General features: G+C 40.9%; 18 protein-coding genes. 10 read left to right on the top strand and 8 right to left on the bottom strand.

Features of this window, described 5'->3' with window-relative positions:
- Nucleotides 1-28: 28 nt before the first annotated feature.
- Entirely contained in the window at nt 29-259 is a 231-nt protein-coding gene (locus RMY27_RS11000; RefSeq protein WP_322663080.1) for a hypothetical protein, read from the bottom strand.
- Between the two features lie 48 nt (nt 260-307).
- On the bottom strand, nt 308-565 hold the full coding sequence (locus tag RMY27_RS10995; RefSeq protein ID WP_322663078.1) for a hypothetical protein: 258 nt from the start codon (nt 563-565) through the stop codon (nt 308-310).
- 369 nt (nt 566-934) lie between these two features.
- On the opposite strand from RMY27_RS10995, the gene RMY27_RS10990 reads away from it, so the two are divergent.
- The 4 genes from RMY27_RS10990 (at nt 935) to RMY27_RS10975 (ending at nt 4709) form a co-directional block, all read left to right on the top strand.
- Complete coding sequence (locus RMY27_RS10990; RefSeq protein WP_322663076.1) at nt 935-2512, top strand: NAD(P)H-quinone oxidoreductase subunit 4; 1578 nt, start codon at nt 935-937, stop codon at nt 2510-2512.
- A 292-nt stretch (nt 2513-2804) separates the two neighbouring features.
- On the top strand, nt 2805-3527 hold the full coding sequence (locus RMY27_RS10985; RefSeq protein WP_322663193.1) for a Uma2 family endonuclease: 723 nt from the start codon (nt 2805-2807) through the stop codon (nt 3525-3527).
- Nucleotides 3528-3678: 151 nt separating this feature from the next.
- A complete protein-coding gene (locus tag RMY27_RS10980; RefSeq protein WP_322663074.1) occupies nt 3679-4389 on the top strand; it encodes a hypothetical protein in 711 nt (236 codons plus the stop codon).
- 122 nt (nt 4390-4511) lie between these two features.
- Entirely contained in the window at nt 4512-4709 is a 198-nt protein-coding gene (locus RMY27_RS10975; protein WP_322663191.1) for a DUF433 domain-containing protein, read from the top strand.
- 3 nt (nt 4710-4712) lie between these two features.
- Here the strand turns inward: RMY27_RS10975 and RMY27_RS10970 are convergent, their stop codons facing one another.
- A complete protein-coding gene (locus tag RMY27_RS10970) occupies nt 4713-4844 on the bottom strand; it encodes a hypothetical protein (protein WP_322663073.1) in 132 nt (43 codons plus the stop codon).
- A gap of 142 nt (nt 4845-4986) precedes the next feature.
- Between RMY27_RS10970 and RMY27_RS10965 the strand changes: the two genes are divergently transcribed.
- Nucleotides 4987-5949, top strand: coding sequence for a hypothetical protein (locus tag RMY27_RS10965; protein WP_322663071.1), 963 nt, complete (start codon nt 4987-4989; stop codon nt 5947-5949).
- Nucleotides 5950-5960: 11 nt separating this feature from the next.
- Nucleotides 5961-6365, top strand: coding sequence for a hypothetical protein (locus RMY27_RS10960; RefSeq protein ID WP_322663069.1), 405 nt, complete (start codon nt 5961-5963; stop codon nt 6363-6365).
- Between the two features lie 137 nt (nt 6366-6502).
- Here RMY27_RS10960 and RMY27_RS10955 read toward each other — a convergent pair whose 3' ends face one another.
- From RMY27_RS10955 to RMY27_RS10940, 4 genes are all read right to left on the bottom strand, one after another.
- Nucleotides 6503-6949 (bottom strand): DUF29 domain-containing protein, encoded by a 447-nt coding sequence (locus RMY27_RS10955; protein WP_322663067.1) that lies wholly within the window; start codon nt 6947-6949, stop codon nt 6503-6505.
- 5 nt (nt 6950-6954) lie between these two features.
- Nucleotides 6955-7152, bottom strand: coding sequence for a DUF433 domain-containing protein (locus tag RMY27_RS10950; RefSeq protein WP_322663065.1), 198 nt, complete (start codon nt 7150-7152; stop codon nt 6955-6957).
- A gap of 13 nt (nt 7153-7165) precedes the next feature.
- Nucleotides 7166-7441 (bottom strand): LapA family protein, encoded by a 276-nt coding sequence (locus RMY27_RS10945; protein WP_322663063.1) that lies wholly within the window; start codon nt 7439-7441, stop codon nt 7166-7168.
- Nucleotides 7442-7572: 131 nt separating this feature from the next.
- Entirely contained in the window at nt 7573-8997 is a 1425-nt protein-coding gene (locus RMY27_RS10940; protein ID WP_322663061.1) for a phosphoglucomutase/phosphomannomutase family protein, read from the bottom strand.
- A 146-nt stretch (nt 8998-9143) separates the two neighbouring features.
- Here RMY27_RS10940 and RMY27_RS10935 point away from each other — a divergent pair, with 146 nt between their 5' ends.
- The 4 genes from RMY27_RS10935 to RMY27_RS10920 all read left to right on the top strand — a co-directional run bounded on the left by RMY27_RS10935 (nt 9144) and on the right by RMY27_RS10920 (nt 12353).
- A complete protein-coding gene (locus tag RMY27_RS10935) occupies nt 9144-10007 on the top strand; it encodes a PD-(D/E)XK nuclease family protein (protein ID WP_322663059.1) in 864 nt (287 codons plus the stop codon).
- Between the two features lie 145 nt (nt 10008-10152).
- The gene (locus RMY27_RS10930; protein WP_322663057.1) at nt 10153-10827 is read left to right on the top strand and encodes a hypothetical protein; all 675 of its coding nucleotides are present in this window, start codon (nt 10153-10155) and stop codon (nt 10825-10827) included.
- A 64-nt stretch (nt 10828-10891) separates the two neighbouring features.
- Nucleotides 10892-11590, top strand: a complete 699-nt coding sequence (locus tag RMY27_RS10925; protein ID WP_322663055.1) for a hypothetical protein — start codon at nt 10892-10894, stop codon at nt 11588-11590.
- Between the two features lie 73 nt (nt 11591-11663).
- The gene (locus RMY27_RS10920) at nt 11664-12353 is read left to right on the top strand and encodes a hypothetical protein (RefSeq protein WP_322663053.1); all 690 of its coding nucleotides are present in this window, start codon (nt 11664-11666) and stop codon (nt 12351-12353) included.
- A gap of 87 nt (nt 12354-12440) precedes the next feature.
- Here the strand turns inward: RMY27_RS10920 and RMY27_RS10915 are convergent, their stop codons facing one another.
- Nucleotides 12441-14111, bottom strand: a complete 1671-nt coding sequence (locus RMY27_RS10915; RefSeq protein ID WP_322663051.1) for a transglutaminase family protein — start codon at nt 14109-14111, stop codon at nt 12441-12443.
- Nucleotides 14112-14674: the final 563 nt, after the last annotated feature.

Raw genomic sequence — 14674 nt, 5'->3', positions numbered from 1 at the left:
TCCCAAAACGAAGGAAGAGTTGCAGACTTCACAAATTTTCATAGTTCATTGGTTTTGCAAGTCCTTCTGCAATCTCTCTTTTAGCGGATTGGGCAGATGTAATCAGTTGTTGTTGAGTTTTATTAAATGATTTATTCCATTTCAATTCATCTTGCAAATCTTCTAGGTACTCTCGAAGATGTTCTGCAACTCTTTCTTGCACATCTTCAGATAAAGATTCCATCATCTTAATTACAGTAGCGATCGCTGGAGATGACATAATCGAATTTCCTTTATCAACTTTCCCTGTCTATTTTACTAAAAAAACTCAATCAAATCGTTTACTGTAGTCCCAAAGCTCTGAAACTGGGAAAGTTTGTCTTGCTGCTGCTTGTCGCAGGGACTCTTGCAAATCGGCTAATATTTGTGCTTTTGGCTCTTGTTCATCAATCCAAGCTAAACCACTGGCGTTATCAGAATTTATGGAACTTATAAGCTGTTGCCAAAGTTCTATAGGGACGAGTACATCTGTTGTTTCTCCATTTACGTTAGTGAGATAACGAATTTGACTTTTAATTTGTGCCATTATCATTATGGTTATTTCTCCTTTGATGCTTTTTTGTACCAAATCGCTTTTTTCAACAACCACCAAACAGCATCGTGTATTTTTAGCGATGGGTTGGGCTACGCGTAGACGCAAAGCGGCTTGTCGTAGACATCGCACCCCTAAACTATAATTTTACCAACTTTTTTAGGGTAAATTTTTGACTTGACTGGGAGTATCACAACAGACATCCCGCACCCGCAACTGTCAAAAAAGACTCCCAAGAGAACAAATAGGGGATTGCTAATTTAATTAAATCAACCTAACGAGGAAGACGAAATCCTCAAAAAGCTGTTACTTAATAACTAGTGACTTTTTGCCAAACATGATTTTGATAGCAGACGAATTGTGATGAATACAGCTAATTTTCCGTGGCTGACGACGATTATTCTGTTGCCGATAGCCGCTTCACTACTGATTCCCATCATCCCGGATAAAGAAGGCAAAACAGTGCGCTGGTACTCCCTCATCGTGGGGCTGATAGATTTTGCACTAATTGTTTATGCTTTTTATACTGGGTATGATTTCTCCAATCCAGATTTGCAGTTGGTCGAGAGTTACCCCTGGGTACCCCAACTAGATTTGAATTGGTCAGTAGGGGCAGATGGCTTATCCATGCCCCTAATTATTTTGACTGGATTCATTACCACGCTGGCGATTTTAGCAGCTTGGCCTGTCACCTTCAAGCCGAAGCTATTTTACTTCTTGATGTTGGCGATGTATGGCGGTCAGATTGCCGTGTTCGCCGTCCAGGATATGCTGTTATTTTTCCTGGTGTGGGAACTGGAACTAGTACCGATATACTTTCTGCTGTCGATTTGGGGGGGCAAAAGACGGCAGTATGCAGCGACTAAATTTATTTTATACACCGCTGGCGGTTCGCTGTTTATTTTGCTGTCTGCCCTGACAATGGGATTTTACGGCGATACGGTGACGTTTGACATGCGATCGCTCGCCTTAAAAGACTTCGCCCTCAATTTCCAACTTGCCGTCTATGCTGGCTTCCTGATTGCCTACGCTGTCAAGTTGCCGATTATTCCCTTGCACACCTGGCTACCTGATGCCCACGGTGAAGCAACAGCGCCCGTACACATGTTATTGGCAGGTATTCTTTTGAAAATGGGCGGTTATGCCTTAATTCGGATGAATGCCCAAATGCTCCCCGATGCCCACGCTCTTTTTGCACCAGTGTTGGTGGTTTTGGGGGTAGTTAACATCATCTACGCTGCCTTAACATCCTTTGCCCAGCGAAACCTGAAGCGAAAAATTGCCTATTCCTCAATTTCTCACATGGGCTTTGTGATGATTGGTATTGCCTCCTTCACTGATTTGGGATTAAGTGGGGCAGTGTTGCAAATGGTTTCCCACGGCTTAATTGGGGCGAGTTTGTTCTTCCTGGTTGGCGCAACTTACGATCGCACCCACACCCTGATGTTGGATGAAATGGGTGGTGTCGGTCAGAGAATGCCGAAGATTTTCGCCATGTTCACCACCTGTTCAATGGCTTCTTTGGCATTGCCAGGGATGAGCGGCTTCGTGGCAGAAATAATGGTTTTTGTCGGCTTTGCTACTAGCGATGCTTATAGCTCTACCTTTAAAGTCATTGTGGTGTTCTTGATGGCAGTGGGAGTAATTTTAACTCCGATTTATCTGCTGTCGATGTTGCGAGAAATTTTCTACGGTAAAGAGAACGAGGAATTAGTTTCTCACCAAGCTTTGATAGATGCCGAACCCCGTGAAGTTTTTATCATTGCCGGTTTGTTAATTCCAATTATTGGTATTGGTTTGTATCCGAAATTGCTGACTCAAATGTATGACGCGACAACTGTACAATTGACAGCAAGATTGCGTGATTCCGTGCCGACATTAGCACAGCAAAAAGACGACGTACTAAAGGTTTCTTTGAGTGCACCGAAAATTGGTAATTAAGTTGCGATCGCTAGTTTAGTTTAAATATTGATGACTTTCAGGGCGGGTTTTGTACCTGCCCTTTTTTGCTATTGTCAGTTAGAGATTCTAGTAATCAATATCAAAAAACCATGAATTTAATGTAAAATTTTGCAATCACAAGTCTGTGAATACTGAGAAAGATTCACAGGCGATGTTTAGGACGGGCTACGTTTATACTAAAAATGGTTCTTTATTCTTGCCCTGCGATCGCACATCACACATCAATAGATTACCTACAATCTATCTAGAATCAAATTTGGCAAAACCGCTCATGTTAAACTACAATCCACTGCATTGTTTGCCATCTTCCGAAGAACTACCCGACTCAGATGATACTGCTGTGGATAATGAACTCCAAAATTTAATTCCCGGCTTGCTGAAAACGACGCTGGCTTTGGTATGGTGCGATCGTTGGGATTGGTTCTTTGGTGTTGATATGGGTATTTATTATCACCCAGACAAACCAGCCATCGTCCCTGATGGGTTTCTCAGCTTAGGAGTTAAACGCTTCATTGATGAGGATTTACGCCTAAGTTATGTGTTGTGGGAAGAAAAGAAGCAGCCAATTTTAGCACTAGAAGTTGTTTCCCAAATATATCGAGAAGAATATAGCACCAAGAAAGAATTCTATGCCAAAGAATTAGGAATTTTGTACTACGTTGTATATAGTCCGCTTCGGCGTAGAAAGACACCTTTGGAGGTGTATCACTTAGTTGATGGGGAATATATCTTAATGTCAGGAAATCCTGTTTGGCTGCCAGAAATTGGTTTAGGAATTGGGCGAGAACGGGGAATTTATCAAGGTATAGTGCGGGAGTGGCTGTACTGGTATGATGAAGAAGGGCAAAAATTGCTGACACCAGAAGAACGCATTAGAGAAGCCGAAGAACGCACAGCTTTTGAAGAACAACGGCGGGTGGAAGCAGAACAAAAGGTGAAAATGTTAATTGAAAGGTTGAATGCGCTTGGTGTCGATCCAGAAACTTTGTTATAGATTCACCAGATTTTGTGATTTTCGCTGCCTTTATGTTAATTAGCTTCCTGGCTAGGGAATTATATCTATAAAGTAACTCATTGCTTGACAGTACAAATCGTAAAAGCTGGTTGCCTCAATAAATATATTTACTAAAACCTGTATCAAAAATATGGAAGTTAAATTAGGATTTGGAGCAGTCCCAAGACCTCAATATGTTTTTGTCAAAAAAGACAATGATCACTGCTGGTATATGCTATCTGACGATAAAAAACAAATCCCAATTTATGACAGAGCATTGACTGGGGTAATAACAGGAATAGAAGTTGATAAAAAAGTTGAAAATACATTTGGCCCAGATGAAAAAATAAATTTGCATATTTTAGCAGACAAACCTTATATTGTCCAATCAGGAAATGATACTTACTTTTCTAAAAGTTTATTGTTATCTTTAGACGCCCTTACTTCTGAAGAACTACGTAATCCATTTACTATCACCGTTAGTCCAGGAAACAGTAATGTAGTTTTTTGCAATATTTATGATCCAGTTACTTATCGCTCTGTAGGTGTTAGTTGGGATGGACATAATGAAATTGATTGGCAAGCTCTAGGGCAAAGAGTCAGTTTAAAAATTAATAGAATTCAAAATTTAAATCAAGAGCCAATACAAATATCTGCTAATACAACGGCATCAGAAATTAATGCAGTTTTGATAGCTCAAAGTGACACATATTTAGCCCAGTTAAATTGGACTCCAGAGCAGGGAAGGGATTATTTGCAGCAGAGATATGGCAAGCGATCGCGCCTGCAACTCACTGACACAGAAATTCTGGATTTCATTGATTATCTGAAGCTACAACTAACCCAAAACTGTCCAACTTAAGTGCTGTTGGGTTAGTATGCGATAACTGCGATCGCCCTGTTGCTACACTGAGATGCTAGGCTGGGATAATTGCGATCGCAGAATTAGAGTTAAATAAAAGTACCCGATATTAAAATACTTGCATAAACTCAAGGGTTGATTTGTTGACTCGCATTACTCAAACTCCTGGTCAGTGTGGTGGTCGTCCTTGTATTCGAGGCATGAGGATTCGTGTGAGTGATATTTTAGAAATGCTGGCTGAGAATGTCAGTGTTTCTGAGATTTTAGAGGATTTTCCCGATCTTGATCTCGAACATATCCAAGCCTGTCTATTGCTTTAATTTTCATCGCCAATCATCTCTACAAGATTGCGAATAATATTCTAGTGTCTGGCTGAGTGCGATCGCTTGTCCATTGTATTGAGGTGTTAGCCTCCCTGCGATCACACTCAACACGAAAAGGATTGACAACTGCATTCATTACAGTATCAAATTTATACCTTCTGAATGTTTATTAGTTGGTATCTCCGGGAAATATAAGTATAAGGTGATGCTTCGCTTTTATATTTAACCCGTAGACGAGTACTCACCAAATACTAATCACAATCAGGAGTATTTCATGATTCCACTGATTTTGGGTGCTATTGCTTTAGGAACCGCTGCTTTCGGAGCAGTAAAAGGTGCTGAAGGTGTTGGCAATATGAATGAGGCAAAAGAAATTGGTAAACGTGCTCAAAAGCGTCATTCAGATGCAGTCAGTCAGTTGAAAGCAGACTGGGAGACGACTAACGAGCTTGCAGAAGAGTATGGTCAACTTCAGCTTGATGTGATGATGAGTACAATTGGGCGCTTTGTTGAGTTTATCGAACGAAATATCGGTAAAGCAAAACAAAGTGAGAAGGAGTTTTTAGAAGGGTTGGAAGGAATTTCAGTTCAGCAGATCAAGGAGTACAAAGCTGCCGCAGTAGAAGCTGAACAGTTTTTCAAAGGTGGCACTAAGGCAATTGGGGCAGCAGCAGCAGGATACGGTGGTGCAATGAGTCTTGCTACCTCTGTAGGAGTAGCAAGTACCGGAACACTTATAGGAGGACTTAGTGGTGCAGCAGCTTGGAATGCAACTCTAGCATGGCTGGGCGGTGGCTCATTAGCTGCCGGTGGCGGAGGCATGGCTCTTGGTTCTCTTGTGTTAGGTGGTATCACCGTTGGCCCTGCTGTCCTTATTGGAGGCTTTGTGCTTGCTGGTGAAGGCGAAAAAGCATTGACAAAAGCATGGGAGTACAACGCTGAAGTCAACACTGCGATCACTAAAATTGAAGCAGCAAAAGATTTTATGCAACAAGTAAGACGGCGGATTAATGAGTTACACAGTGTATTTGAATATCTAAATAAATCTGCTATTTTAGGTCTTCAAGAACTTGAATCTTTACCATCATTCGACAAAAACAGGGACGCTAGTAAGTTTCAAAAAGTCGCACTTTTTGTTAAGGCACTTGCAGAAATCATGAAAACTCCTGTTTTAGATAGTGAAGGGCAGTTGAATCCTGTTACTGCGACTATACAAGCCAAGTATCGTACTTTGTGAGGTAATTAGGAATGTCGGCTAAAAAAGTTACCACAGTAGTCAAGGAATTTAGCAATCCTGCTGAATGCTTACAGCAAATGGTTTCAGCCTATACTCAGTATAAAATAATTGCTGAACAAGAACAGACAAAAAGACGAGAAATCGACGCTTGGGAAAAAGAAACAATTACCAAGATTAATGCCCAGCGAGATTTGCTGATGGCATATCTAGATCATTCTTTTGATGAACGTGCAGAAAACTTTCGCGCCTTATTTGTTATCGTTGATAATGCGATCGCATCCGGCAATAATGAACAGCTAGCCCTTACCTTAAACTCAATCACAGAAATAGCTAAATCAAGCCCTTTCAAAGACCTTGCTAACTTAACTTCTGTTCGCGCCGCCCTAGATGATCCAAATCACGAATGGAAATTTTAATTTTATAACAGTGCGATCGCTCTGCCACAAATTTCTAAAAAAGCCTGACAACGCAGGCTTTTTTCATATAGTGTGAGGCTTAAAGGCTTATTATTTCATCGCGATCGCCACTACCTACACAGTTACAAATAAAGTTATCAAATATTATCGCTTGCTTCCGGTAGCCAGTTTTCATCTAACACTAACTCTAAAGAATATGGGCACTCTTCTGGAAACACGGATACAACTATCCCCGTTTGCTTGGCTGCTTGACGACGTGCCCTTTGATAGCTTTCCTCAAGTTGCTCTGTAGGATAGCTTTTAAGACTAGGACTATCTTCTATCGCTAACTCAATTTGGGTACGAGAATCGGTGATAGAATCGAGCCAACTATCTGAGCGGCGCTGGGGTTGATATTGCCACTTCAGCAGATGCAAAAGTAAGCGAGTTAGTTGACTGGCAATACTCCGCCGTTCACTTTTGCCCAAGCCTTCAACCTCTTCAATCAGATGTTCTACATCAACCTCATGCCAGTGATGCGATCGCAATAGTTGGGCTGTCTGCTCAATCCACAAATTAAAATCTGCTTTATAAGTTGCGCTCATAGCCTTTATCGATCAGATGTACAGCTTAGGCAAGCCAAAATATCCTCTTGTGTCAAATAAGGAAAGTCATCAAGCACTTCCTCGTAGGTCATCCCAGAGGCAAGATAAGATAAAACATCGTATACAGTAATTCGCATTCCTCGAATACAAGGCTTACCACCTCGTTTTCCTGGTTCGATTGCAATAATGTTTTGATACTGCACTAAGCTTCAAACCTCAAAAATCTTCATCGTCAACAAAAAATTCCGCATCGTCTTCTAATCGAGAATTACTCTGCCTAATACCAGCAAGTCCCCAGAGAGGTTGTAGCAGTGCCATGCCAATTAACCCGACAACGGCACTAAAAGCTAGTACTAAACCCATTGGTATCTGAATCGATTGGAATGTTAAGAATTTTAACGATACGGGTGTGGCATTTTGGACTGAAATAATTGCGATCGCGATTATCCAAACTGCTACAACTAGAGATGTCAAAAAAGGAGCGATTTTCATACTTTGATCGAAATGAGGAGTTAGGAGTTATATTTTGCTCAAAATTAGAAATGAGGAGTTAAGAATTGTTAATTTACAACTCTTAACTCCTAATTCATAACTTTTAACTTTTAATTCCTAACTCAGACAAATTAAACTGCTACTGCCTCTAGTTTAGCAATGGCACTCTCTAACTCTTGGGCGATTTGGGTGAGTTTTTCGGGAGTGTTGGTTTCTAGGTAGACGCGCACCAGGGGTTCTGTACCGGAAGGACGCAATAAAACCCAGCTACCTTCTTCTAAATACAGCTTAATACCGTCTTTACGCCCCACTTCCTTGACTTTAATTCCTGCTACCTCTGTAGGTGGATTTTTGGTAAAGGAGTCGATGACGGCGGTTTTATGCGCTTCTGTGAGGTGCAAGTCTAAGCGGTTGTTGTAAAGTGGGCCATCAGCTTCAGCGATCGCTTCTTTAACAAGTTGACTTAGCGGTTTGCCTTCATAGGCGATCGCTTCTGCCACCAGCATATCGGCTAATACCCCGTCTTTTTCGGGAATATGCCCAATAATACTCAAACCACCTGATTCCTCTCCACCGATTAATACGGCAGTTTCCCGCATTTTTTCGCCGATGTATTTAAAACCAACTGCTGTTTCGTAAATTTGCAGCCCATTTTTAGCAGCGAAATTATCCAGCAGGTGGGTTGTAGCCACAGTACGGACTATAGCGCCGGTTTTACCTTTGTTTTTGATTAAATGACGTGCTAGGAGTAGCAGCACAGTATTCGGAGTGAGGACGTTTCCTTGTTCATCAACGATACCAAAGCGATCGCTATCTCCATCCGTTGCCAAACCTAAATCAGCTTGATCGCGAACTACTGCTTCCACTAACTCAACTAACTGTTCTCCTTTGGGTTCTGGCATTCCACCCCCAAATAAAACATCTCTCCAATCGTGGAAACTTTCTAATTGAACGCCACTATGTTGCAAAACTTCATCTAAATAGCCGCGAGAGGTAGAATACAAAGCATCGTACTTTACCTTTAAATTAGCGCTTCTGATCTTTTCTACATCAAGTAGAGTGTAGATAAATTTCAGGTACTCTGGTTTCGGATCGAAAATTGAAATTGAACCTGATGGGTTGCTCCCAGGCAACTCATCCGATGCACCTTCTATATTTGCCACAATAGTATCAGTAATCTCTGGAGTGGCAGGCCCAGCATAATCGGGTATATATTTAATTCCACAGTAGGGTGCTGGATTATGGCTAGCAGTAAACATTAACGCCCCAGCGGAATTTAGGTGACGGGCATTGTAGGCAATTACTGGTGTAGGGCAATCCCGATCGGTAATTTTTACAGTCCAACCCAAATCTGCTAATACTTGGGCCGCTGTTTGGGCAAACTGGTCAGCTAAAAAGCGAGTATCGTAGGCAATAAGTACTGGTCTATCTTTTGTGTAGGCTGTTTCTAAGTAAGTGGCGATTGCCCTTGTTACTTTTCTTACATTGGGGAAAGTAAAGTCATCGGCAATAATCCCTCGCCATCCATCGGTACCAAATTTTATCTTGCTAGACATTTTTGCCACTTGCTCCGGTACATTATCAGTACTATAAAAGCTTCCCGCAAAGCGTGTGTAGCAGCAAGTATCCTCCGAAGTTCTTTTCTAAGCAAGCCTTAGCTTAAACTTCTCCCCACCGTATTTTCTCTCACTGTTTCTGAGCAATGTCAACCCCCGATCGACCTTTTGCCAGTTATCACCTTTGGTCTCTAGTTGCCCCAGCGACTGGGCAAGAACGCTGGCATTGCCAGATGAGACGGGGGTTTATCAAAGCACGGCAACACGAACCACAAGTCAAAGCGCTTTTAACCCAAGCCACCGCGCCTCAGCGGATTGGCATACTAGCTCAAAAAGGCGTTTACGAGTTTCATCATCACAGGCATCTGTTGAAGCAAGCAGATGGTGTAGAAAGAGTTGCCCAGCTACTAAAATTAGGCAACTCAAGCGTTCAAGTCCAGCAACGCGTACTGCAAATTTTGCACAAATATCACGATTCGCCGTTGCTTTTGGATAAAGATATTCTCCAATTAACACCGGGTGATGAAGGCTTTCCTAAACCGATAGTAGTTGAGCAAGAAGATTATTGCTTTCGCTTATACGCGGCTATGGACTGCGTTTTTATTGAGTCTGATAGCACTTTACATATTTTGGATTTCAAAACTGGTAAATCAGCTTTTGACAAACGACAAGCATTAGTTTATTTATTAGCTGCTCGTTATCTTTACCCTGGACGAGAAGCTGTTGCATCATTTTATAATTTAGAAATATCTAAAAAGTCAGAGTTAATTAGTATTAATAGTAGTGAATTAGAATCCTTAAAATTTGAGTTGGCGAATATTGCTCATAAACACCAGCACGATTTGCAAAAATATCAGGAAGAAACTAGTAATTTCAGTAAAATATTCCCTCCTAATCCTGGTTCTCACTGCCGCTTTTGCCCATTTAACTCCATCTGTGAGTTTGCCGATTTTAAGCAGCATCAATCGTATCCATTACCCAGTTTAAGAAGTTTAAGAGTTAATAGCTAATTAGTTTATTTATTTACCTTGGTTCGATTTTCAAAAAAATCTACTAAATATTCGTATTTTTACTGACCTGATTTTCTTCTCCTATCAGACAACCTAGATGTCAGATACACTGATTTTTATTTTTGGTTGTAAGGAGTTAAGACTAGTGCGATTAACTGCAAAGAAATCTGTATTTAGATTAGTAGGAATTTGGACGTTTCTTTTACTTCTCATTTTTAAAGGGATTTTACCTCAACCTGTTTATGCATTGCTGTTGTCTCCAGAGGCTTGTGCTGTTCAAGCTGGATGTGCTGCTATAGGCTTAGAATTATCTCCTACTGCCGAGGCTGCCGGAATGACAGCAATTAGCAAAGCTCAAAATGAGCAGGTTCCAAATAAAGCTAAGGAAAGATATTGTTCTTTTTATCCACTCAATTTGGTTTGTGGGCCACAAGGTCAACCTTCAGTTCTTTATAATTACAAATTTCACCAGACAGTACATTACAGAAGGTCTGGTTCTCCCGACAAATTTGTAACTCATCATTTTCGAAGTTGGCGACCTGTACCAGGGGCAATTAGAAGTTTAGCTCAACCTCCAGGTATTGAATTTGGTGGTGGTTATCCTCCATCTGGTGATTATGTAACCTGGATTCGTTTAAATGATGGAGATGGTAATAATCAAACTCGTGGAGTCGTTTATGAATACTCAACTGGCGACACCATGACATGGGATGATTATGCAAATTATTCTAACAATAATATTGAGGGAGAATGGATTAGCGATGTGGTTCGTGCTGATACACTGCCAGATAATTCATCTCCTCATGATAGGAAAGATTGACTTCAATAAAAGCGCGATGTGGCTGTTCAATTAATAAATCTTCATCAAATTAGAGGTTGCTGGCATGAATAAGCTTTATACGCTTCTCCAAAAGATTAAAGAAAATCCAGTTATCTACATAGACAAGCCATCAATTACTTGTCTTCATTCATTCTTAACTGGGTATTTAAGTAGTCTAATCACACTCGGATTTACTACAATAGGCTCTTGTGGAATAGAAGGGTTTCAAGAGTGGATACAAGAAAGAGCAAAAACTAATCTGACTCAATCTTGGGCTGAGATAATTCTCTCTTACTCTGGAAGTGAACGAGCTGCTTTTAATAGGTTTTTTGAAGAATTTGAACAGTTCTTAAAGCAGAAAGATGATTCAAAAAGTCAAAATAGTGAAGGCATTTCAAGGCTTAGTGAGGATATGAGGTTTCCTCGGTTTGATATTTACAACGAGATTCTAACTAATATAAAGAAAAGACCAGGAATGTATTTAGGAGCTAATTCACCAATTACTATACTAGATATGCGTTTGCGAGGATATAGTCTGGCTCGAAGAGAAGTTGGCGTACCTCCAACTGAGCCAGAAAGAGAATTTGAAGGTTTTCAATCATGGATTGAAGAAAAATATGGAATTAACTCAGGTCAGTCATGGTCTAAAATAATTCTTTTCTATTCTGTAGACGAGCATGAGGCACTACAGAAATTTTTTGAATTGTTTGAAGAATACTTGAATAGGAATAAAAGCGTAGATGTAGATGAAAATAGTGGTTAAGTAGAGAGTATTAAGGTGCGTTAGCCTACGGCATAGCACACTCTAGTCCCTAAATTAAATTGGAGTCATTAATATGATGAATCTTTCTACGCTTCTCCAAAAGATTAAAGAAAATCCCGTTATGTATTTAGAGAAGCCATCAATTACTTATCTGCATTCATTCCTAATTGGATATTTAAGTACTCGAACTGAGATGGGATTAGATAGAGAAGGTTCTGGAATTGAACGTTTTCAAGAGTGGATACAAAAGAGAGAAAAAACTAATGTTTCACAATCATGGGATCAGATACTTATATTTTCCTGTGGTAGTGATAGAAATGCTTTCTATAGTTTTTTTGAACTGTTTGAAAGGTTTTTAAATGACGAAAGTTCAAAAAAAGATGAGAATGGAAGAAGTCTTAACTATTCTAAGAATGATTTGAAAATTTATGTACGCCCTCTCTATGAGCTTCTGGGTAGTATTAAGAAAAGACCTGGAATGTACTTAGGTAATAATTCCATTACTAAGCTAGATATGCTTCTACGAGGATATAGTCTAGCTCAAAGAGAGGTTGGTATACTCCCAACTGAGCAGGAAAGAGAATTTGAAGGTTTTCAATCATGGGTTGAAGATAAATATGGAATTAACTCAGGTCAGTCATGGTCTAAAATAATTCTTTTCTATTCTGTAGACGAGCATGAGGCACTACAGAAATTTTTTGAATTGTTTGAAGAATACTTGAATGAGAATAAGAGCTTAGAAGTAGACGAAAATAATAGTTAAGCAGACAGTATTAAGGTGCGTTAGCCTACGGCATAACACACCCTACTCACTTTCTCATGGTCTTTCCCCAATTCCTAATGCGCTACTTCAAAAGTCCGGTAATTCTTTAAGAATTGTGAACCGAATATGATTTATCGCCAAATCACCGATGGGGATATCTTCTTTAGTTAGGCGCGCACCTTTGCTTGTCACCGTTTCAAAGGTGATGCCTTTGCCAATTTCAATGTGATACCAGCATAAGCCCATAAAAAATCGCGTTGGATAAGGGCCACCTTCACCGATATCATCAGGATTTGATTCCATTGGCAACCAACCAAAATTGGGGACGTAGAATTCTAGCCAAACATGATTAAAGTCGGGTTGTAACGGTACTCCTACGAAGTCACTATGGGGAGGACATTTGTACCTGCCTACGGTACGGCAGGGGATGCCATTTAAACGAGATAGGGCAAGTAAAACGCCGACATATTCGCCACAGGAACCAACGCCCCGTTCTAAAACTGTATCTGGTGTATCAATGTAAGGTTTAATACCGTAGGATAACTCATCATAAACGTAATTGCGGATGCTGTGCATTTTGCGTAGCACATTGGTTTCAGAACCAATCGCTTCTCTGGCTGCACGGCGAACAATGGTAGTATCCATTGCTAAATCGTCGTCATCCACTAGGTAGCGTGTTTGTAATTCTGGGGACAGTTCGGGTGTATTTTCCACATCTCTGGGTGTAATGCGATACTTAATACCGCGAACTTCCAAAAGTGCTTTCCAGCCAAATATATGCCGTTCGCCTGGGGCAAGAGAATCAAATTTAAAGACTGCTACACGTTGCCCCTCTATCACTTCTTCGGTGAAGGGTATACCAATGGGTTCAACGTGTTTCACCTTTTGACGCTCAGTTTCCGATGGTAGGGCGATGCGCCATTCGACATCAGGTAAATAAACTTCGTCTAAAGGTGCAATTTCCTCAGCATAAGACATTTCAATCAGATAACCGTTAGAGAGGGCGTAACGCTTATCTGGATCGTAATGATAATACAGAGGATGAATAAAAGTGCGATCGCGGAATGTTAGCTCATGACTCGGATCGGCATTGGGGTTATCCCGGATATAAGGCTCCTCTGAGGCGTAGGCAACGTAAATACTTTCTTTGCCTGTTTCGGCATTTTTATGGATTGCTATGCCCGTAGGACATTCAAAGGGTGTTAGGACGCTAAATTGCAACTCTCCTGTGGCTCTGTCCATCGCGTAAACTGATTGTTCGGTGCGATCGCAAATCCATAGCATTTCTTGGTTGACTGCCAAATTCTCTATCCCAACTCCAGGGGCATAAAATTTGGTAATTTCTTTTCGTGTTTCGCGGTCAAAAACCAGAATGTAGCCCAGCCTTTGGCAACTGACATAAACTGTTGTTTCCCAAACAGCAACGCCATCAGCAGCATAAGGCAATGTTACAAAATGTTCCAGACCTAAAGCATTCAGCTTGCACGAGTAAACACTATTTTCTCGGCTCACCCACAGGGTATCATCCCACGCCGCTAAACCGATGACATCGGTAAATTCTTCAACTTGATGGGAATTGAGAATTTTGCTGTTGTCAGAAGTGGGATCGATCTCCAATAGATGCCCTTTTATACTGTCAATAGCAATCAGTCTATCTTTAATGAAAGTAATGCCACACAGGGCAGCGGCAGTAAGCGGTCGAATTGTTTTTTGCCCAAACATCTGGCTAACGGTCAAAGTGGGGAGTGCAAAACTCATAAAACCTTGTGGTAAGTGTAAAAAACCCTCACCTTTAGGTAGGGGAGGAAACATGACCGAAGAGGGGAAAGGGGGAAGGGGGAAAGGGGAAAGGGTGCAAGCCCCTAAACTTTACTTATGGAGGGGAAAAAGATTCAATTCCAGACTATTGCGCGAGAATTGAGGCATTTTACTTCAAGCCCCTAACTTTAGTTATGGGGTTCTCTTTCCCCTTTCCCCTTTAACCTTTTCCCTGCCCGAAGGGCATTGACTAGCAATGGCTCCCTTGATTGGGGTAGATGAAGTGTGGTGAGTTAAAAGACCGCCCACAATGGGCGTTGCTCTTACCAAGTACATCTAGTGGTTCTCGACCGCCACGTTTACGGCGAGGTACTAAATAATTATCGGTACAATGTGTTCCGATAAACTCTTTCGTGAGAAATAATACTATGTCAAAACAGGAGGAATTTACAAATGTTAAGAATTACATATACACTCATACAACTGGGCGATCGCCTTAATGTAACTTTAAAAGATGCAATTCCTGCCATCACTAAATTATGATCAAATTTTGTAACCATTTG

Source organism: Nostoc sp. DedQUE09 (assembly GCF_034530915.1).
Classification (GTDB): Bacteria; Cyanobacteriota; Cyanobacteriia; order Cyanobacteriales; family Nostocaceae; genus Nostoc.
The sequence above is the reverse complement of the archived record's forward strand: the minus strand, read 5'-3'. Positions and strand labels throughout refer to the sequence as shown.